The organism is Tepidimonas sp. (assembly GCF_046292505.1).
In the GTDB taxonomy this organism is placed as follows: domain Bacteria; phylum Pseudomonadota; class Gammaproteobacteria; order Burkholderiales; family Burkholderiaceae_C; genus Tepidimonas.
The window spans coordinates 1-17,901 of the sequence record NZ_JBKBQX010000024.1 but is presented as its reverse complement, the minus strand read 5'-3'; the positions used below and the strand labels follow the sequence as shown (position 1 = coordinate 17,901).

Below are 17,901 nucleotides of genomic sequence, written 5' to 3'. Positions count from 1 at the left end.
GATCATAAGCCCTCCTACAATCGGCGCACTGTCACGCACCCGTCTCGACCGCCCGCAGACCCATGACCGAATCGACCGTTACGACCGTTCCCCACCGTCCGCTGCCTGCCCACGCCTTCAAGGCGTACGACATCCGCGGCGTGGTGCCCGACGTGATCGACGAGGCCTTTGCCCGGATGTTGGGCCATGCCTTCGGGACCCGGGCCCGGGCGGCGGGCGAACGGACGGTGGCCGTGGGGCGCGATGGGCGGCTGAGCAGCCCGGCCCTGGCCGCTGCGCTGATCCAGGGGCTATCGATGGCGGGGGTGGACGTGCTGGACATCGGCATGGTGACCACGCCCATGCTGTACTTTGCCGCGGCCACGCACTGCCGCAGCGGTATCCAGGTCACGGGCAGCCACAACCCCAAGCACCACAACGGCTTCAAGATGGTGCTGGCGGGGCGCGCCATCCACGGCGACGACATCCAGGCCCTGCGCGCGGCGATGGCATCCGACCTGGCGCCAGCCCCCGTGCGTGGCCAGGTCCGCCAACTGGACATCCAGCCGGAGTACCTCGCGCGCATCGTCGGGGACGTGCGGCTGGCGCGCCCGCTCAAGCTCGTCGTCGACTGCGGCAACGGCGTCACCGGCGCGAGCGCCCCCGAACTGTTCCGGGCGCTGGGCTGCGACGTCACGGTGCTGTACGGCGAGGTCGATGGCGAGTTCCCCAACCACCATCCCGATCCCTCCAAACCCGAAAATCTGCGCGACCTGATCGCCACCCTGCAGCGCACGGGCGCCGACCTGGGTTTTGCGTTCGACGGGGACGGCGACCGGCTGGGCGTCGTCACCCCCAGTGGCCAGAATATCTTCCCCGACCGGCAGATGATGCTGTTTGCCGCCGACGTGCTGTCGCGCGTGCCGGGGGGGACCATCGTCTTCGACGTCAAGTGCAGCCAGCGGCTGGCGCCGGCGATCCGCGCCGCCGGCGGCGTACCGTTGATGCACAAGACCGGCCACAGCCTGATCAAGGCCAAGATGCGCGAGGTCGGCGCTCCGCTGGGTGGCGAGATGAGCGGCCACATCTTCTTCCAGGAGCGCTGGTATGGCTTCGACGACGGCAGCTACGCCGGCGCACGTCTGCTGGAGATCCTGAGCCGCCATGCCGACCCCGGTGCCGTGCTCGACGGCTTGCCCACCAGCCACTCGACGCCGGAACTCAACGTCGCCTGCGCCGAGGGCGAGCCGCACCGGCTGGTGGCCGAGTTGCAGCGCGTGGCCCGCTTCGATTCGCCGGCCGAGGTCAGCACCGTCGATGGGCTGCGGGTGGACTGGCCGGACGGCTTTGGGCTGATCCGCGCCTCCAACACGACGCCGGTGCTCGTGCTGCGCTTTGAGGGGCAGACGCCCGAGGCGTTGGCGCGGATCGAGGCCGAGATGCTGGGCTGGCTGCGCCGCGTCAAGCCCGATGCGGTGGTGGGTGACGCGGCCCATTGACCTCCGTCCGAGCAGGAATCCGCCGTGTCCTCCGCCTCATCCGCCGCCCTCACCCCGGACCCCGACCCGGAGGTCATCGTCTTTAACCTGAAGCGCCGCTACACCGGGGTGTCGGCCACCGTCAACGCGCTGGTGCCCATTCAGGCGCGCCAGTGGCGGCTGGCCTACTGCGGCACGCCGCTGCCGCACGGCATGCCGGGCATGACCCTGCGGCAGGCCATCGCGCTGTCGCGCCGGCCGCCGGCGGGGCGGCCCTTCCGCATCTGGCACGTGCGCCGCGACCACGAGATGGCCGCGGGCCTGTGGGCGCGCGACGTGCTGAGGCTGCCGGTGCGGCTGGTGTTCACCTCGGCGGCGCAGCACCGGCACGGCTGGTTTCCGCGCTGGCTGATCAGCCGCATGGACGCGGTGATCGCCACCACGCCCAAGGCCGCCAGCTTCGTGCCGAACACCACGGCGGTGGTGCCGCACGGCATCGACCTGGCGCGCTTTGCGCCGCCGCCGGACAAGCTCGCGGCCTGGGCCGACAGCGGCCTGCCGGGGCGCTACGGCGTCGGCGTGTTCGGGCGGGTGCGGCCGGACAAGGGCACCGACGTGTTCGTGGACGCCATGATCGCCGCGCTGCCGCACCTGCCGGAGGTGACCGCGGTGATCGCCGGCCGCGCGATGCCGCAGCACGAGGCCTACCAGCGCGAGCTGCAGGCGCGCATCGACGCGGCAGGGCTGTCGGATCGCATCCGCTTCCTCGGCGAGGTGCCGGCCGCCGAGATGCACCGCTGGTACCAGCGCTGTCTGGTCTGCGTGGCCTGCCCGCGCTACGAGCCGTTTGGCCTGACGCCGTTCGAGGCGGCGGCATGCGGCTGCGCCGTGGTGTGCTCGCGCACCGGGGCGTTCGAGGAGCTGGTGCAGCCCGGCGTCAACGGCGCGCTGGTGGACACCGGCGACGCCGTGGGGCTGGCCGCGGCGTTGCGGCAGGTGCTGGCGGATCCCCAGGCCGCGGCGCGCATGGGGCAGGCTGCGCGCGCGCGGGTGGCCGAGCACTTTTCGCTCGAGCGCGAGGCGGCCGGCATCGGGGCGGTGTATGCGCGGCTGTTCGCGGCCGGCTGAGGCGCCCGCGCCCCTGTGGTGGGCGGAGCGGCTGGTCCTCGGTCTGTACGGGGGCGCGATGACCGCACTGCAGCCTCTGTTGCGCCGCAAGCTGGCGCGCCGTGGCCGGCAGGAGCCCGGCTATCTGGAGGCCATCGAGGAGCGGTTTGGGCGCTATGCCGACGAGCCGTCCGAAGGCTGGTTGTGGGTGCACGCCGTTTCGTTGGGCGAAACCCGCGCCGCGGTCTTGTGGGTCGACCGCTTGCGCGAGCGCCGGCCCGACATCCGCATCCTCTGGACGCATGGCACGGCGACCGGTCGCGCCGAGGGGCGGCGTCACCTGCGCCCCGGGGATGTGCAGGTCTGGCTGCCCTGGGATGCGCCGGGGCCTGTGCAGCGGTTTTTGGCGCATTTTCGCCCCCGGTTGGGGGTGCTGATGGAAACCGAAGTCTGGCCGGCCCTGGTGCATGGCTGCCGCACGGCCGGGGTGCCGCTGCTGCTGGCGAATGCGCGGCTGAACGCGCGCTCGTGGCGGCGCGCGCAGCGTCTGCGTTGGCTGGCAGGGCCGGCCTATGCGGGCTTGTCGGGCGTGCTGGCGCAGACGGCCGGCGATGCGGACCGGCTGCGGACGCTGGGGGCGCCGGTCGATCCGCCGGCCGGTGGCACGATGGGTAACGTCAAATTCGACGTGCCGTGGCACCCCGGGACTTGGGGGGTGGGGCGGACGTGGCGGGCGGCATGGCGGGCCGCGACCGCCGCCCCGGACGCGCCCACCGGGCGGCCGATCTTGATGCTGGCCAGCAGCCGGGAAGGGGAGGAAGCGGCCTGGTGCGAGGCATGGCGGGCCCAAGCGACCCGCACGGCGGGCGTTTACCCGATGCGCCCGCTGTGGCTGATCGTGCCGCGCCATCCCCAGCGTTTCGATGCGGTGGAGGCGCTGCTGCGCCAGGCCGGACTGCGCGTCGTGCGGCGCAGCACGCTGGGGCCGCTGGACGTTGCCGAACCCGTCTGGCCTCCGACAGCGCGGGAGGCCGATGTCCTGCTGGGCGACAGCCTGGGCGAAATGCCGTGGTATTACGGGTTGGCGCAAGTGGCGCTGCTAGGGGGCAGCTTTGCGCCTTTGGGGGGGCAGAACCTGATCGAAGCGGCCGCTTGTGAATGTCCGGTGGTCATGGGGCCGCACACTTTCAATTTTGCCGAGGCGTCGGAGGTGGCCATTGCGGCCGGTGCCGCCGAGCGCGTGCCAGACCTGGCCAGCGCGGTGGCCCGGGCGCTGGACTGGCTGGCCGATCCGCCCGCGCTGGCCCGTGCCCAGGCGGGTTGCCAAACGCTGCTTCAAACGCACGCCGGCGCCGCCGCGCGCTGTGTGGACGCCGTGCTGCGCTGGTGGGACCTCAGCGCGCCTGCAGCAATGCGTTGATGGGTTGCAGATCTTCGGGCTTGAGCACCCCGGCCGCCTGACGCAGGCGCAGGTTGCCCACCAGCACGTCGTAGCGCGCCTTGGCCAATTGGGCCTTGGTCTGGTAGAGCTGGCTCTGGGCGTTGAGCACGTCGATGTTGATGCGCACGCCCACCTGGTAGCCGAGCTGGTTGGCCTCCAGCGCGCTCTGGCTGGACGCCTCGGCCGCTTCCAGGGCCCGGACCTGGCCCAGGCCCGACTGCACGCCAAAGAAGGCGGCGCGAGTGGCCTGACTGACAGTGCGCACCGCGCCTTCGACGTCATTGCGCGCCTTGTCTTCCAGCGCCACGGTTTCCTTCACGCGGTTGTCCAGAGCACCGCCCGAGTACAGCGGCAAGTTGAACTGCACGCCGATGCTGGCGGTCTGGTTGCGCAGATACCCGGTGCGCAGATACCCGGGGATGGTCGCGACCGACGACGGCGCGCGCGCGAACTGGTACTGCGCCACGGCGTCCAGCGTCGGGCCCTTGGCCGCCTCGGCCTTGCGGACTTCCAGCCGGGCCACGTCGAGCGCCGCCTGGGCGGCGCGCACGCTCGGGTGCTCGGCCGCCGCACGCTGCACCCATGCGTCCACATCGTTGGGGGCCAGAGCGGGCAGGGTGACGGGGGTGGGCAGCCGCCACGGTTGCGCGCCGCTGCGGCCCACCAGTTGATCCAGCGCCAGCTTCTTGACGCGCAGGTCGTTCTCGGCGGCGATCTCCTGCGCGACGACCAGGTCGAAGCGCGCCTGCGCCTCGCGCGTGTCGGTGATGGTGGCGGTGCCGACCTCGAAGTTGCGCTGGGCGGCGGCGAGCTGCTGCTCGACGGCGGCCTTCTGCGCCCGCACGAAGGTCAGCGTGTCCTCCGCGCCCAGGACATCGAAGTACGCTTGCGACAGGCGCACGATCAGATCCTGCTCGACCGATTGCAACTGGGCCTCGGCGGCCTGAAGCGAGCGCTGGGCCTGCTCCACCTCCAACTGGTTGCCGGGGCGGTACAGCGGCTGGGTGGCCGCCAAACGCACGGTCTGGTTGTTGAAGGTGTCGTTCAGCACCGAAGCGGAGCTGTCGCGGCGGTTGACGAAGGCCTCGGCCGACAGGCCGACCGAAGGCAGCACCCGGGCGCGGGCCTGCTCCGCCTTGGCGCGGTTGGCCTCGAACTGCGCTTTGGCGGCCAGGTAGGCCGCGTCGTAGCTTTGGGCCGCTTCCAGCAGCGATTGCAGGCTTTGGGCATGGGCCACACCAGCCACCCCGGCCAGTGTGCCGACCAGCCAAGCCGCTGGCAGGCGCAGGATCCGGGCAGCGGGCCGATGGGGCGCCAAGGATGGGGCGAGTTTCGGCATGGCGTGCAGTCCCTGGAGAGGTTTATACAGGTGGGAGTATATGACGAATGGCCGAATCCTGCAGCCCCGTCGGTTCAGTACTGTGGGATCGAGGGGTCGATCTCGGCCGCCCAGGCGTGGATGCCGCCGGCGATGTTGACGACGTGTTCATACCCCTGCCGGTGCAAAAAGAACGCCACCTGGGCGCTGCGCCCCCCATGGTGGCACAGGCAGGCGATGGGCCGTTCGCGCGGCAACTCGCTCAGCCGCATGGGAATGCTGGCCATCGGCATGTGCCGCAACTCGAAACCATCCGGGCGCACGCTGGCGGTCTGGACTTCCCAGGGCTCGCGCACATCCAACACGATGGGCTCGGCGTCCGGGGTTTGCGCGCGGCACTGCCGCAGCCAGTCGGCCAGTTGCGCGGGGCGGATGTGGGGGACCATGGCGGCGGTCTCAGAAGCGGAAGCGGGTGGGTTCCGGGAAGTTGCGCAGGCGCGGGATCACGATGTCCCAGGGCTGCTCGCTGTGGTAGCTGGCTTCGCCGGTGCGCTGCACCAGGGTGGCGCGCATGATCGGCTCGTCGCCCACCACGGCGAACAGGCGGCCGCCCACGCGCAGCAGCTCCAGCAGGTCGGCGGGCACCTCCGCGACCGAACCGCTCAGCACGATGACGTCGTACGGCGCTTCGCTCACGCACGGTGCAAAGCGGCCGGCGGCTGCGTCCGCGGTCTTGACCTGCACGTTACCGACGCCCGCGCGTGCGAGGTTGGCGCGCGCCGTCTCGGCCAGGGCGGGGTTGATTTCCAGCGTGAGCACTTGGCGCGACAGGCGGCCGAGCAGTGCGGCCATGTAGCCGGAGCCGGTGCCGATTTCGAGCACATTGTCGGTGGGCCTGAGGGCCAGGTCTTGCAGGGTGCGGGCCTCGACCTTGGGCGCGAGCATGCATTCGCCCTCGACGGCCGGCTGCGACAGCGGGATTTCCAGATCGGACAGGGCGAGGGCCTGGTAGGCCGGCGGCACGAAGGTTTCGCGCTTGATCTGGCCCAGCAGTGCCAGCACCGTGGCGTCGAGCACCTCCCAGGGCCGGATCTGCTGCTCGATCATGTTGAAGCGGGCTTTCTCGAAGTCGAACGCGGTGGCGCTCATGCCGTACTCCTGTGGGTATATCTGGCGGGCAATTCGATCAATTCTACCGAAGCGTGGGGTTGGACCGTCGGCCGAGGCGGCCATGCTCAGCGATCCCGATCCAGCAGCGCGCGCAGGCGGTAGAGGGCATCCAGCGCGTCGCGCGGACTCAGGGCGTCCGGATCCAGTTCGGCCAATCGTTGCAACACCGGGTGTTCGCTGGTCGCGGAGGGCTCGGGCTCTGGCGCGGCGGCAAAGAGGTCGATCTGCTGCTGCGTGCGCGCGCTCTCGGCTTCCAGTTGCGCCAGGGTGTGCCGGGCCTGCTGCACGACGGCAGCCGGCACGCCAGCCAGGCGCGCCACCTGCACGCCATAGCTACGGCTGGCCGGGCCGGGCTCGATTTGGTGCAGAAAAACGATCTCTCGACCTTTGCCTTCGACCGCGCTGACGTGCACATTGACCGCTCCGGGGTGGCGCGCGGGGAACTCGGTCAGCTCGAAGTAGTGCGTGGCAAACAGCGTGAAGGCGCGCACGCGGTCGTGCAAATGGGTGGCGATGGCGCTGGCCAGGGCCAGTCCGTCGAAGGTCGAGGTGCCGCGGCCGATCTCGTCCATCAGCACCAGGCTGTGCTCGGTGGCGCTGTGCAGGATCTGTGCCGCCTCGGTCATCTCCAGCATGAAGGTGGACTGGGCGTTGGCCAGGTCGTCGGCGGCGCCGATGCGGGTGTGGATGGCGTCGATCGGCCCCAGGCGGCAGGCGTCCGCGGGCACGTGGCTGCCGATGCTGGCCAGCAGCACGATCAGCGCCACCTGGCGCATGTAGGTCGACTTGCCGCCCATGTTGGGGCCGGTGATGATCTGCAGGCGCGTGCGCGCATCCAGCACCGTGTCGTTGGGGATGAAGGGGCCGGCGCCGGTTTCCTGCAGCCGTGCCTCCACCACCGGGTGGCGGCCGGCGCGGATTTCGATGCGCGGTTCGGGCACGAAGGTGGGGGCCTGCCAGCTCAGAGTGAGCGAGCGCTCGGCCAGCGCCGCCAGCACGTCCAGCGTCGCGAGCGCACGCGCCAGGGTGCCCAGCGCGGGCACGAAGGGTTGCAGGTCGTCGAGCAGCCGCTCGTACAGCCACTTCTCGCGCGTCAGCGCGCGCTCCTGGGCGCTGAGCGCCTTGTCCTCGAACGCCTTGAGCTCGGGCGTGATGAAGCGCTCGGCATTTTTCAGCGTCTGACGGCGGCGGTAGTCGGCCGGCACCTTGTCGAGCTGGCCCTGCGTGACTTCGATGTAGAAGCCGTGCACCTTGTTGTATTGCACGCGCAGGTTGGCAATGCCGGTTCGGGCGCGCTCGCGCGCCTCCAGGTCAAGCAAAAAGGCGTCGGCGTTGGCCTGGATGGCGCGCAGCTCGTCCAGCTCGGCGTCGTAGCCCGGCGCGATCACACCGCCGTCGCGGATCAGGGCCGCGGGTTCGGGCAGCAGCGCGCGCGCCAGCAGGGCCGCCACCTCCAGCGGCGGGCGCAGGTCGGCCGCCACGCGCTGCAGCAGCGTGGCGGGGTGGGTATCGGCCAACATCGCCACCGCTTGGGCCAGATGGTCGGCACGCTGCAGGGTTTGCGTCAGGCCGGCCAGCTCGCGCGGGCGCGCCTGCCGCAGCGCAATGCGTGCCGCCAGGCGCTCGACGTCACTCAGGCCGCGCAGGCCGCGGCGCAGATCGTCCGGGCCGTGGGTGCGCAGCGCGCCGATGGCGGCCAGCCGCTCGCGCGCGACGGCGCGGTCGCGCGGTGGCTCCAGCAGCCAGCGCCGCAGCAGGCGGCTGCCCATACCGGTGGCGCAGGTGTCCAGCAGGGACAGCAGGGTTGGCGCGGACTCGCCGCGCAGGGTTTGCGTCAGTTCCAGGTTGCGGCGCGTGGTGGCGGGCAGTTCGATCCACTCTTGCGGCCGCACCACGCGCAGCGCCCGCACATGCCCCAGTTGCCGGCCCTGGGTGTGCTCGGCGTAGTCCAGCAGCGCCGATGCCGCGGCGTGCGCTTCGGGCAGGTCTTGCGCCCCCCAGCCCGCCAGCGTGGCCGCTTGCAGTTGGTCGCACAGCTTGCGCTGACCCAGGGCCGCGTCGAAGGCCCAGGCCGGCCGCACCGTCAGGGCCGGGCGCACGGCCGCGGCCGCGGCGTCCATCCAACCCCGCAGCTCCGCTTCGGCCGCTGGCGCCAGGTCACCACCGTGCAGCACCTCGTGCGGGGCCACGCGCTGCAGCCAGCCGCGCAGCTCGGCCCAGTCGCATTCGGCCAGGTGGACGGTGCCCTCGGTCACGGCCAGCCAAGCCAGCCCGCAGCGCCGGCGTGCGCCCACGTGCAGGGCCAGCAGCACGGCATCGCTCTTGTCGGCCAGCAGTTCGCTGTCGGTCAGGGTGCCGGGTGTCACCACGCGCACCACCTGCCGCTCCACCGGCCCTTTGGCGGTGGCCACGTCGCCCACCTGCTCGCAGATGGCCACCGACTCGCCCAGCCGGATCAGCCGGGCCAGGTAAGTCTCCACCGAATGGACCGGCACGCCGGCCATCACCACCGGGGCGCCGGCCGACTGCCCGCGCGTGGTCAGCGTGATGTCCAGCAGCCGCGCGGCCTTGTGGGCGTCGTCGTAGAACAGCTCATAAAAATCCCCCATGCGGTAGAAGACCAGCGTGTGGGGGTAATCCGCCTTGATGCGCAGCCACTGCGCCATCATGGGCGTGTGCGCTTCCAGCGGCGCGGCAGGCGCACCGCCGATGGCACCGGGGGGCGACGTGGAGGCCGTCACCATCGTCAGCAGCGGGGACCGATCAGGCAGCGATCACCACGGGGCGTCGCTGGCGCCCGGCGTTTCGCCGGTCGGCGCGTCATCTTTCGCGCGCTCAACGGTGCGCTCGCCGGCAGTGCGCTCGCGCGACACGCCTTCGGCGCTGTCGCCGTCCAGTGCCATCTTGTCGCGCACCGGGGCGAACTTGCTGTACTTGCCCAGCACCCCCACCAGTTGCCCGTAGATGCGCGGGTTGGCCGCCAGGCATTCCTTTTGTTCCAGGAAGTCGGCTTCGCCCGTGAAGTTGCCGATCAGCCCGCCCGCCTCGGTGACCAGCAACGCGCCGGCCGCCACGTCCCAAGGGCTCAGGCCCGTCTCGAAAAAGCCGTCGCTGAAGCCTGCGGCCACATACGCCAAATCCAGCGCCGCCGCACCGGGCCGGCGCACGCCCGCCACGCGCGGCATCACATCGCCCAGCATGCGCAGATAGGTCTGGAACGCATCGCCGGGGCGGAAGGGGAAGCCCGTGCTCAACAGGCAGTCGCGCAACTGGGTGCGCTTGGCCACGCGGATGCGGCGGTCATTGAGGTAGGCGCCGCGCCCCTTGCTGGCGGTGAACAGATCGTTGCGCGATGGGTCGTAGATGACCGCCTGATCCAGCCGCCCGTCCACCATCAGCGCGATGCTCACGCAATAGACCGGAAAGCCGTGGATGAAGTTGGTGGTGCCGTCCAGCGGATCGATGATCCAGGTGAAGGTGCGGCCTTTGCCCTTGCCCTCCCGGCGGCCGGACTCCTCGGCCCAGATGCCGTGGTCGGGGTAAGCGCCCAGCAGCGTCTCGATGATGGCGGCTTCGGCAGCGTGGTCGACCTCGGTGACGAAATCGTTGGTCTGCTTGGCGCCGACGCGCAGGGTGTCGAGGTCCAGCGAGGCCCGGTTGATGAGGGCGCCGGCGGCACGCGCGGCCTTGATGGCCACGTTGAGCATGGGGTGGAGGTGGGAGGACATGGATTGTGGGCAAGAGCGACGGGGGCTGCGCGATGGCAGCGACAATATCCGGGATTCTACCGATGCCCCACCGTTTCGCCAAACCGTGTGCCAGGACATACCCACCCGCTTCGTTCTCATCGAGCCCAGCCATGCCGGCAACGTCGGCGCGGTGGCGCGCGCGCTCAAGGTCATGGGCTTTGGCGACTTGGTGCTGGTGCGGCCGCGCTGGCCGGATGTGCTGCTGCGCCCCGAGGCCATCGAGCGGGCCAGCGGCGCGACGGATGTGCTGGCGCGCGCCCGCGTGGTGAATACGCTGGACGAGGCCCTGGGGGGCATGGACCATGTGTGCGCCACGGCGATGACGCCGCGCGACTTCGGCCCCCCGACGGCCGCGCCACGCGCGCATCTGGCCGCGCTCGCGCCGCGTGCCCATGCCGGCGAGGTGGGCGGGGTGGCGTTTTTGTTCGGCCCCGAACGCTATGGCATGGCCAACGCGGATGTCTACCGCTGCCATGTGTGTCTGCGCATCCCCACGGCGCCGGACTACGGCTCGCTCAACCTGGCGGCGGCGGTGCAGTTGATCGCGTACGAGTGGCGGCAGGCGCTGGGTGGCTTCGACGCCGAGTCGGCGCCGGCGCGGGCCCGCGGCCCCGCGGCCGAGCCACCGGCGGACGCGCCGACCGTCTCGGCCATGCTGGCGCATTGGGAGGAGGCGCTGGTCGCCGTGGGTTATCTGGACCCCGCCGCGCCCAAGAAGCTGATGCCGCGGCTGCGCCTGCTGTTCCAGCGCGCCGCGCCGACCGCGTCCGAAGTCCACGTCCTGCGCGGGGTGGCGCGCGCGATGATCGCCTCCGCCCGCGGCGGCAGGCGCTAGACTCTGCATCCCACCGCCGCCCGCCTGCCATGTTTCGACGCCTCAAAGCCGACATCGACGCCATCCTGGAGCGCGACCCTGCGGCGCGCTCGCGCTGGGAGGTGGTGACGTGCTACCCGGGCTTTCACGCCATCGTGCTGCACCGGCTGGCGCACGCGTGCTGGAACGCGGGCTGGAAGTGGCTGGGGCGCTGGATTTCGCACTGGAACCGCTGGCTCACGGGCATCGAGATCCATCCCGGCGCGCGCATCGGCGAGCGCGTCTTCATCGACCACGGCATGGGCGTGGTGATCGGCGAGACCGCCGAGATTGGCGACGGCTGCACCATCTACCACGGGGTCACGTTGGGTGGCACGTCGCTCTACAAGGGCGCCAAGCGCCACCCCACGCTGGGCTGCAATGTGATCGTGGGGGCGGGCGCCAAGGTGCTGGGGGGCTTTGCGGTCGGTGACGGGGCCAAGATCGGCAGCAATGCGGTCGTGACCAAGCCGGTGCCGGCCGGCGCCACGGCGGTGGGCAACCCGGCGCGCATCATCGTGGCCGATGCGGACGAAAAGCGCGAGGCCGCCGCGGCCAAGATGGGCTTTTCGGCGTACGGCGTGACGCAAAACGACGATCCGCTGAGTCAGGCGCTGCGCGGCCTGATCGACAACGCCGCCGGCCACGAGCACCAGATCGCGCTGCTGTGGCAGGCCATCGAGAAGCTGGCGTGCGCACAGCGCGGCGACTGCGTGCCGTCGGATGCCGCGAAGACCGAGCACTTCGAGGCGGAGCGGCTCAATCAGCTGGTGGGCAAATGAGGTCGGTGCCGTTGGCCCAGCGAACCCGGTCGCGCCCGGCTGCCAGGGCCACAGCCGTGGCGGCTGGCCGCCATAGATGGGCCAGCCTTCCGCTGGCGGCGGGGGCCAGGTGGGCACGTGCACCAGTCGGCGGAACAACCAGCGCCGCTCGCGGCTGAGCACCACGACGCCGTGTGCGTCGCTGACGATGGCGTTGTCCGCTTCGGCGGGCAGCACGCCTTCGTCCAGGGTGATCGACACCCCCACATACCCCACGAAGCGGCCGTCCACCATCACGGGTTCGGCAAAAACCATGCCGCGCCGGCCGGTCGTTTCGCCGACCATGAACATGCGGGCCGATTGCCCCTCGCGTGCGGCGGCGTACAGTGGCCCGTCGCGGTAGCAGTTGCCCACGAAGGAGCGGATGCCCGGGGGCTCGCCTGAGGCCACCACCACCCCCTCCCGGTCGGCGACGGCGATCAGGCCCAGCCCCAGCTCGCGCACGCCAATGTCCAGCCGCGTATCCAACTGCCGCAGCCGCTGCGCGATCGCGGGCGGTGGCGGCGTGTGGGGGGACGGGGGCGTCCACGGTAGGCGATCAAGGGGCGCGCGGCGGGCGCACGGCCGATTTGGGCCGAAAGGCCGCGCACACGGCGTCGTCCGTTTCCAGATACGGTCCGCCGATCAGGTCGATGCAATAGGGCACGGCGGCAAAGATACCATGCACCACCGGTTTGCCGTCACCGTCGCGCAGCCCCTCCAGCGTCTCGGCAATCGATTTGGGCTGGCCCGGCAGGTTGATGATCAGGCTGCTCCCGCGGATGACGGCCACCTGGCGCGACAGGATGGCCGTGGGCACGAAGCGAAGGCTGATCTGGCGCATCTGCTCACCAAAGCCCGGCATCTCCTTGTCGGCTACGGCCAGCGTCGCCTCAGGCGTCACATCGCGCGGGGCCGGGCCGGTACCCCCTGTGGTCAGGATCAGGCTGCAGCCGGCCTGGTCGGCCAGCTCGATCAAGGTGGCGCTGATGCGCTCGCGTTCATCCGGGATGAGCCGCTCGACGAAGGTGATGGGGTTTTTCAGGGCGCGGCCCAGCCAGTCGCGCAGCGCAGGCAGGCCCTTGTCTTCGTACACGCCTTGGCTGGCGCGGTCGCTGATGGAAACAATGCCGATGGTGACGGGATCAAAGGCGCTCATGGTCGGGGTCATTCGGGGGTGGAATCGGCGCGGGCGTCGAGCGCGGCGCGCACATGCTGGAACAGCTCGCGATAGGCGCGGCCCTGGCGCTGCGCCTGGCCGGGGGCCGTGTCGGGGCGGGCCTCGGCGTCCTTGCGCGCCTGGCGGACCAGGGCGCGCAGCCGCTGCCAGTCGGCCTGCGGCTCCACGTCGCACCATGCGTCCAGGGCGGCGTCGTCGGCGATCAGCCGCTCGCGCCAGCGCTCGGCCTCGTGCAGGCGTTGCGTCTCGGCGGCACTGCCCTGGTGCTGCTCGGCGATCGCGGCCTCGATGGCGGCGATCTGGTCCTCGTCCAGCCGGCGCATCAGCTTGCCAACATACTGCAACTGGCGGCGCCGGCCTTCGAAGTCGTCGATGCGCTTGGCCTCGGCGACGGCGTCCAGCAGTGCATCGGGCAGGGCCAGGCGCTGCAACAGCGAGGCCCTGAGCGTCAACAACTGCTCCCCCACGGTCTGCAGGTGGGCGCTGCGTTTTTTCAGGTCGGTCTTGCTGTGCTCTGCGTCCCACTTCGCCGCACGCTTGAGTTCGGCGTCCTCTACACTGCCATAGGCGACGAAGTGACCCTTGACGAAATACCCTTTGGGTGGCTTGCGTGGCATGCCCGCTATCATAGCCAGCCACATGAAACCCACCCGTTCCAAGAAGTCCTCCCGAACCACCGACGGCGCGCTGCCAGGGTTCCAGTTTTCGCAAGAGCAGTTTCGCGACCTGGCCGACCTGGCGCTGCAGCATGCCCGCCAACTGGGGGTGGCCGACGCCGGTGTCGAGGTGTCCGAGGGCAGCGGCTTGAGTGTGTCGGTGCGCTGCGGCGCGCTCGAAAACGTCGAACGCAACCGCGACAAGTCGCTGGGCGTCACGGTCTACCTGGGGCAGCGGCGGGGCAACGCATCGACGTCGGACTTCTCGGCCGAGGCGATCCGCCGCACGGTGCAGGCGGCATATGACATCGCGCGCTTCACCGCCGAGGACCCGGCCGCGGGCCTGCCGGACGAGATCGACGTCGCCAACGACTACCCCGATCTGGAGCTGTTCCACCCTTGGCCGATCACGGCCGAGCAGGCGGTGGAGCTGGCGCTGCGCTGCGAGGCCGCGGCCTTTGCCGTCAGCCCGCGCATCACCAACAGCGAGGGCGCGGCGGTTTCGGCGCAGCAATCGCACTTCTGGGCCGAGCACATGCGCGGCGGGGCGCGCGGGCGGCAGGGCATTTTTGCCGGCGGCTACGCCAGCTCGCGCCACAGCCTGTCGGTTTCGCCCATCGCCGGCACGGGCGATGGCATGCAGCGCGACTATTGGTACAGCTCGCAGCGCAACCCGGCCGATCTGGCCAGCCCCGAGGCGGTGGGCCGCTACGCCGCCGAGCGCGCCCTGGCGCGGCTGAAACCGCGCAAGATCGCGACGACCGAATGCCCCGTGCTGTTTGATGCCCCGCTGGCCGCAGGGCTGCTGGGCGCTTTCGTGCAGGCGGTCAGCGGCGGCGCGCTGTACCGGCGCACCACCTTCCTGCCCGACAGCCTGGGGCGGCAGGTTTTTCCGGCGCATATCGACATCCAGGAGGACCCTCACCTGATCGGGGCCAAGGGCAGCGCGCCCTTCGACGATGAGGGCGTGCGCACGCTGGCCCGCCCCGTGGTCAGCGCGGGCTGTGTCAAGGGCTATTTTCTGAGCACCTACTCGGCGCGCAAGCTGGGCATGCGCACCACGGGCAATGCCGGCGGATCGCACAACCTGCTGATGACCAGTCGCCTCACCCAGCCGGATGACGATTTGCCGGCCATGCTGCGTCGGCTGGGCCATGGGTTGTTCGTGACCGAGCTGATGGGCCAGGGCGTCAACCCTGTGACGGGCGACTATTCGCGCGGCGCGGCCGGCTTCTGGGTCGAGGATGGCGCCATTGCCTACCCGGTACAGGAAATCACCATCGCCGGCAACCTGAAGGATATGTTCCTGGGCATCGAGGCCATTGGCGCCGACGTGTACAACCTGGGGGCCAAGAACGTCGGCTCGGTACTGGTCAACCGCATGAAGGTGGCTGGGAGCTAAAGTGGTGCACTCGCAGCGCAAGCTCGACTTCAAGACCGGCTCAATGGTGCTCTGTGAACCGTCCCGGCTTTCAGGGAGCCCGGTTGCGGTCAGTCAGGCTGGCATGGCCTGACCAGCTCGATGGCCTCGCGCGTCTTCCACGGCCCGTACCGGTGAATGAGCTCGGTCTTCTTGTCTTGAGCGTTAATCGTCTCGGCAACGTGTTGTCCCAGCTATCGCCGCGCGAGCCCCAACCGACGGCTCGATGCCGGCTTCGGCAAGCCGCTCGGTGCACCGGATGACACATATGGCGAGTCGCGGTCCCAGTGGTGCACGAGGGCGTCGTCGCGCTGTGGCCCACGCCCGTGCAGCGCCTGCGCCAGCGCGTCGAGCGCGAAGTCGGTGTGCCTCGGAGCCGCAGACGCGCCAGCCGACGATGAACCGAGCGTAGGCGTTGACGGCGAAGGGGCCTGTGGGCACGGCGCCTACGCATCCGGCACGGTCGTACGCACGGCCTTGCCGCGCACGAAGCCATACCAGCCCTTGGCGCGCTAGGCGAGCTCGATCTCGTGCACGAGCTCGGCGTTGCGTCGCTTGCGCACCTCGTGCTCGAGCGCCTGGACGCGCTGCCGCTCGGCCGTTGTCGGGCCTTCGCGCAGGCCCTGGTCACGCTCGGCCTGGCGCACCCAGCGGCGCGGCGTCTCGGCGGTGCAGCCGATCTTGCTCGCGGTGGACTCGACGGCCGCCCACTGCAACGGTTACTGGTCCATGGTCTCGAACACCATACGCCCCGCGCGTTCGACAACCTCCGGGACAAAGCAGCCTGCGACCAAGAAGGTGCGCAACCATGCGCATGGTTCTCCTCCTGCCGTTCAGCGCCCCACCGCTACGCAGCAGGTAAAAGGAAGGCGCTACCCGGGTGATACCAGGTGCATCTTGATCGCCTCCTCGACGGCCCGCATCCTCAACGGCCAACATGTCCGCCTTAGATAGCACATCAAAATGACTCTTGAGCCACGACTGGTCAGCAGCCATGATCTGGTCGGCCATCGCCTGGCTGCTCTGCCCGCCAACAGTCACTATGGCTTCGCCGGGATACTGCCTTCCGATGTTGCTGGTCACAGGCACCACCACCCGCGACAGGTTCCGGTTTGCCGCGTTGTTGCTCACGATCACCGCTGGGCGCGTTTTGCGGATTTCGCTGCCGACTGCCGGGTCGAACTCAACCCACACCACACTTCACCGCGCAGCATCGGCCATATCTCCAGCAAGGGCGTTGCACCACTCCATTGCTTTGGCCTCACGCGCCTTGTCAGCGGCCATTGCTCGGTAGCTGTCATGTCCCGGAAGATTGTGTGGTCGCTTCTGGAACAAATCCGGTCTTTGCTCATACCTCTCCTTCATGGCCTGCATGGGCGTGCGGGCATGGAGGGCAGACTGGGGCAGATGATGGCTGCGCAGCACCTCTTCGATCCGGCCATTGAAGCGCTGCACCATCCCGTGGGTCTGGGGCCGACGTGCACGGGTGAGCCGATGCTCGATGCCGAGAGCGTCGCACAGCGCATCGAAGGCATGCGGTCCGGTGGGCGCGCGCTCGCCCGTGGTGACGAAGCGGTCGGTGAACGCCTTGCCATGGTCGGTGAGGATCGTGCGGATGCGCACCGGGCAGGCCTTGGCCAGGGCGGCGAGGAAAGCGCGCGCCGCTTGTGCGCTCACGTCGATGTGCACGTCGCCCGGCTCGTAGACGGCAAAGGTGCCGTGCTTGGCCTTGGGTCCTTGAGGCTGCAGCGCCCGCAGGTTGCTCACCCCGTGGCGGCGCAGGCAGCGATCCAGCCCCGAGCGCGAGACCTGCGGGTTGACGAACTCGCGCATGACCGCCAGCAGATCGTTGAGCGACAGCCACAGGGTCTTGCGCAGTTCCACCGCGATGATCTCCTGCGCCGCTGTCAGGGTGGTCGGCAGCCGATGCGGCGTGTGCGGCCGGTCTTCGAAGCTCGTGCGGTGCTTCCACTTGAAGACGGTCATGGGCGACACACCGCAGCGATCGGCCAGCGTCTGGATCGACTCGTTGCTGGCGGCAATCTCGGCGCGGATCGCCGGCGTGGTACGCGCCAGTTTGTGCAGTCGTACGATCATGGAGACCTTGCCGCCTGCCCGCGCGCCTTGCAGCAGCTCTTGCAGGATGCTGCGCGCCAGCAGGTATCCACGGCGGACAGGAATTATGTGATCATCCGGGATTCGACAGATATCCACCACATGCGGACGCAGCAAGTTCTCAATGAACTGGCTCATCTTTCGCCGCCCGACCGTCCGGTAAAGGCCCTCATAGACCGCCTCATCGAGCGTGATCGTCATCTTCTTATATTCGCCCTCCAATACGTATTATTACTATATGAGTACGTATTACTATACGAATACGTATCAGTGCGTCATGGCATGATTTAACGGCTCTAGCCGGGGCCTTCTCGGTCGCGTCTGCTCTGTACTTGCCGCTCTCGCTCCTGCGCCCGCCGCTGCTACTCCTTCATCGGGTCATGGTTCGAGCGATAGCCGCCCGATTTGGCCGTATTTATGGCCGCCAGGCGCATTCTCCGTCTCCTCAATTCCCGGGGTGGTCCACTGGCAGGGGCGGAGTCAATAATCAAGTGCAACACTCTTGACTTGACCTGCACCCGACCCTGCCGCCGCCTCATGGAAACCCACTACCAGCACCTGAGCGCCGAAGAGCGCGCCACCATCATGATCCTGCTGCAGCAGGGCTGCTCGGCGCGCGCCATTGCCCGCACGTT

Annotated in this window: 17 protein-coding genes and 1 pseudogene; 7 read left to right on the top strand and 11 right to left on the bottom strand. The window is 69.6% G+C overall.

Annotated features, from left to right (window positions below; translation table 11 throughout):
• Positions 1 to 62 precede the first annotated feature (62 nt).
• From ACK4TH_RS09625 to ACK4TH_RS09615, 3 genes are read left to right on the top strand one after another with little or no spacing between them, the layout of a single operon-like run.
• The gene (locus tag ACK4TH_RS09625) at positions 63 to 1,478 is read left to right on the top strand and encodes a phosphomannomutase/phosphoglucomutase (RefSeq protein ID WP_409625660.1); all 1,416 of its coding nucleotides are present in this window, start codon (positions 63 to 65) and stop codon (positions 1,476 to 1,478) included.
• Between the two features lie 24 nt (positions 1,479 to 1,502).
• Positions 1,503 to 2,585: a glycosyltransferase family 4 protein gene (locus tag ACK4TH_RS09620; protein ID WP_409625657.1), complete on the top strand. Its 1,083-nt coding sequence runs from the start codon at positions 1,503 to 1,505 to the stop codon at positions 2,583 to 2,585.
• 58 nt (positions 2,586 to 2,643) lie between these two features.
• Positions 2,644 to 3,984, top strand: a complete 1,341-nt coding sequence (locus tag ACK4TH_RS09615; RefSeq protein ID WP_409625654.1) for a 3-deoxy-D-manno-octulosonic acid transferase — start codon at positions 2,644 to 2,646, stop codon at positions 3,982 to 3,984.
• Here ACK4TH_RS09615 and ACK4TH_RS09610 read toward each other — a convergent pair.
• The 5 genes from ACK4TH_RS09610 to ACK4TH_RS09590 all read right to left on the bottom strand — a co-directional run bounded on the left by ACK4TH_RS09610 (position 3,959) and on the right by ACK4TH_RS09590 (position 10,221).
• The gene (locus ACK4TH_RS09610) at positions 3,959 to 5,344 is read right to left on the bottom strand and encodes a TolC family outer membrane protein (protein ID WP_409625651.1); all 1,386 of its coding nucleotides are present in this window, start codon (positions 5,342 to 5,344) and stop codon (positions 3,959 to 3,961) included. The genes ACK4TH_RS09615 and ACK4TH_RS09610 overlap by 26 nt on opposite strands.
• 74 nt (positions 5,345 to 5,418) lie before the next feature.
• Positions 5,419 to 5,769, bottom strand: a complete 351-nt coding sequence (locus tag ACK4TH_RS09605; protein ID WP_068608987.1) for a rhodanese-like domain-containing protein — start codon at positions 5,767 to 5,769, stop codon at positions 5,419 to 5,421.
• 10 nt (positions 5,770 to 5,779) lie between these two features.
• Positions 5,780 to 6,472, bottom strand: coding sequence for a protein-L-isoaspartate O-methyltransferase family protein (locus tag ACK4TH_RS09600; RefSeq protein WP_409625647.1), 693 nt, complete (start codon positions 6,470 to 6,472; stop codon positions 5,780 to 5,782).
• A gap of 86 nt (positions 6,473 to 6,558) precedes the next feature.
• Positions 6,559 to 9,237 carry a DNA mismatch repair protein MutS gene (mutS, locus tag ACK4TH_RS09595; protein WP_409625644.1) on the bottom strand — a complete coding sequence of 893 codons (2,679 nt, stop codon included), beginning with the start codon at positions 9,235 to 9,237 and terminating at the stop codon, positions 6,559 to 6,561.
• Positions 9,238 to 9,267: 30 nt separating this feature from the next.
• On the bottom strand, positions 9,268 to 10,221 hold the full coding sequence (locus tag ACK4TH_RS09590; RefSeq protein ID WP_409625641.1) for an inositol monophosphatase family protein: 954 nt from the start codon (positions 10,219 to 10,221) through the stop codon (positions 9,268 to 9,270).
• 97 nt (positions 10,222 to 10,318) lie between these two features.
• Between ACK4TH_RS09590 and ACK4TH_RS09585 the strand changes: the two genes are divergently transcribed.
• Positions 10,319 to 11,077, top strand: a complete 759-nt coding sequence (locus ACK4TH_RS09585) for an RNA methyltransferase (protein WP_409625689.1) — start codon at positions 10,319 to 10,321, stop codon at positions 11,075 to 11,077.
• 29 nt (positions 11,078 to 11,106) lie between these two features.
• Complete coding sequence (gene cysE, locus ACK4TH_RS09580) at positions 11,107 to 11,877, top strand: serine O-acetyltransferase (RefSeq protein ID WP_068608997.1); 771 nt, start codon at positions 11,107 to 11,109, stop codon at positions 11,875 to 11,877.
• A 577-nt stretch (positions 11,878 to 12,454) separates the two neighbouring features.
• Here the strand turns inward: cysE and mog are convergent.
• Positions 12,455 to 13,054: a molybdopterin adenylyltransferase gene (mog, locus tag ACK4TH_RS09575; RefSeq protein WP_409625638.1), complete on the bottom strand. Its 600-nt coding sequence runs from the start codon at positions 13,052 to 13,054 to the stop codon at positions 12,455 to 12,457.
• Between the two features lie 8 nt (positions 13,055 to 13,062).
• The gene (gene yjgA / locus ACK4TH_RS09570) at positions 13,063 to 13,692 is read right to left on the bottom strand and encodes a ribosome biogenesis factor YjgA (RefSeq protein WP_409625635.1); all 630 of its coding nucleotides are present in this window, start codon (positions 13,690 to 13,692) and stop codon (positions 13,063 to 13,065) included.
• 22 nt (positions 13,693 to 13,714) lie between these two features.
• Here yjgA and pmbA point away from each other — a divergent pair, with 22 nt between their 5' ends.
• The gene (gene pmbA, locus ACK4TH_RS09565) at positions 13,715 to 15,133 is read left to right on the top strand and encodes a metalloprotease PmbA (protein WP_409625632.1); all 1,419 of its coding nucleotides are present in this window, start codon (positions 13,715 to 13,717) and stop codon (positions 15,131 to 15,133) included.
• 113 nt (positions 15,134 to 15,246) lie between these two features.
• On the opposite strand, the pseudogene ACK4TH_RS09560 reads toward pmbA, so the two are convergent.
• From ACK4TH_RS09560 to ACK4TH_RS09545, 4 genes and pseudogenes are all read right to left on the bottom strand, one after another.
• A pseudogene (locus ACK4TH_RS09560) lies at positions 15,247 to 15,559 on the bottom strand (DDE-type integrase/transposase/recombinase); the annotation flags it as partial.
• Positions 15,560 to 15,663: 104 nt separating this feature from the next.
• Positions 15,664 to 15,867, bottom strand: coding sequence for a hypothetical protein (locus tag ACK4TH_RS09555; RefSeq protein WP_409625695.1), 204 nt, complete (start codon positions 15,865 to 15,867; stop codon positions 15,664 to 15,666).
• The gene (locus ACK4TH_RS09550; RefSeq protein ID WP_409625686.1) at positions 15,779 to 16,288 is read right to left on the bottom strand and encodes a type II toxin-antitoxin system PemK/MazF family toxin; all 510 of its coding nucleotides are present in this window, start codon (positions 16,286 to 16,288) and stop codon (positions 15,779 to 15,781) included. The genes ACK4TH_RS09555 and ACK4TH_RS09550 overlap by 89 nt, the downstream gene beginning before the upstream one ends.
• A gap of 63 nt (positions 16,289 to 16,351) precedes the next feature.
• Positions 16,352 to 17,248: an IS481 family transposase gene (locus ACK4TH_RS09545; RefSeq protein WP_409625683.1), complete on the bottom strand. Its 897-nt coding sequence runs from the start codon at positions 17,246 to 17,248 to the stop codon at positions 16,352 to 16,354.
• A gap of 435 nt (positions 17,249 to 17,683) precedes the next feature.
• Here ACK4TH_RS09545 and ACK4TH_RS09540 point away from each other — a divergent pair.
• On the top strand, positions 17,684 to 17,901 hold a 218-nt coding region (locus ACK4TH_RS09540), incomplete at its 3' end, for a helix-turn-helix domain-containing protein (RefSeq protein WP_409625629.1).

What these genes read in the sequence shown, in the direction of transcription:
- ACK4TH_RS09625 (WP_409625660.1), top strand. Translation starts at nt 63, where the DNA reads ATGACCGAATCGACCGTTACGACCGTTCCCCACCGTCCGCTGCCTGCC.
- ACK4TH_RS09615 (WP_409625654.1), top strand. Translation starts at nt 2,644, where the DNA reads ATGACCGCACTGCAGCCTCTGTTGCGCCGCAAGCTGGCGCGCCGTGGC.
- ACK4TH_RS09610 (WP_409625651.1), bottom strand. Translation starts at nt 5,344, where the DNA reads ATGCCGAAACTCGCCCCATCCTTGGCGCCCCATCGGCCCGCTGCCCGG.
- ACK4TH_RS09605 (WP_068608987.1), bottom strand. Translation starts at nt 5,769, where the DNA reads ATGGTCCCCCACATCCGCCCCGCGCAACTGGCCGACTGGCTGCGGCAG.
- ACK4TH_RS09600 (WP_409625647.1), bottom strand. Translation starts at nt 6,472, where the DNA reads ATGAGCGCCACCGCGTTCGACTTCGAGAAAGCCCGCTTCAACATGATC.
- mutS (WP_409625644.1), bottom strand. Translation starts at nt 9,237, where the DNA reads ATGGTGACGGCCTCCACGTCGCCCCCCGGTGCCATCGGCGGTGCGCCT.
- ACK4TH_RS09590 (WP_409625641.1), bottom strand. Translation starts at nt 10,221, where the DNA reads ATGTCCTCCCACCTCCACCCCATGCTCAACGTGGCCATCAAGGCCGCG.
- cysE (WP_068608997.1), top strand. Translation starts at nt 11,107, where the DNA reads ATGTTTCGACGCCTCAAAGCCGACATCGACGCCATCCTGGAGCGCGAC.
- mog (WP_409625638.1), bottom strand. Translation starts at nt 13,054, where the DNA reads ATGAGCGCCTTTGATCCCGTCACCATCGGCATTGTTTCCATCAGCGAC.
- yjgA (WP_409625635.1), bottom strand. Translation starts at nt 13,692, where the DNA reads ATGCCACGCAAGCCACCCAAAGGGTATTTCGTCAAGGGTCACTTCGTC.
- pmbA (WP_409625632.1), top strand. Translation starts at nt 13,715, where the DNA reads ATGAAACCCACCCGTTCCAAGAAGTCCTCCCGAACCACCGACGGCGCG.
- ACK4TH_RS09545 (WP_409625683.1), bottom strand. Translation starts at nt 17,248, where the DNA reads ATGATCGTACGACTGCACAAACTGGCGCGTACCACGCCGGCGATCCGC.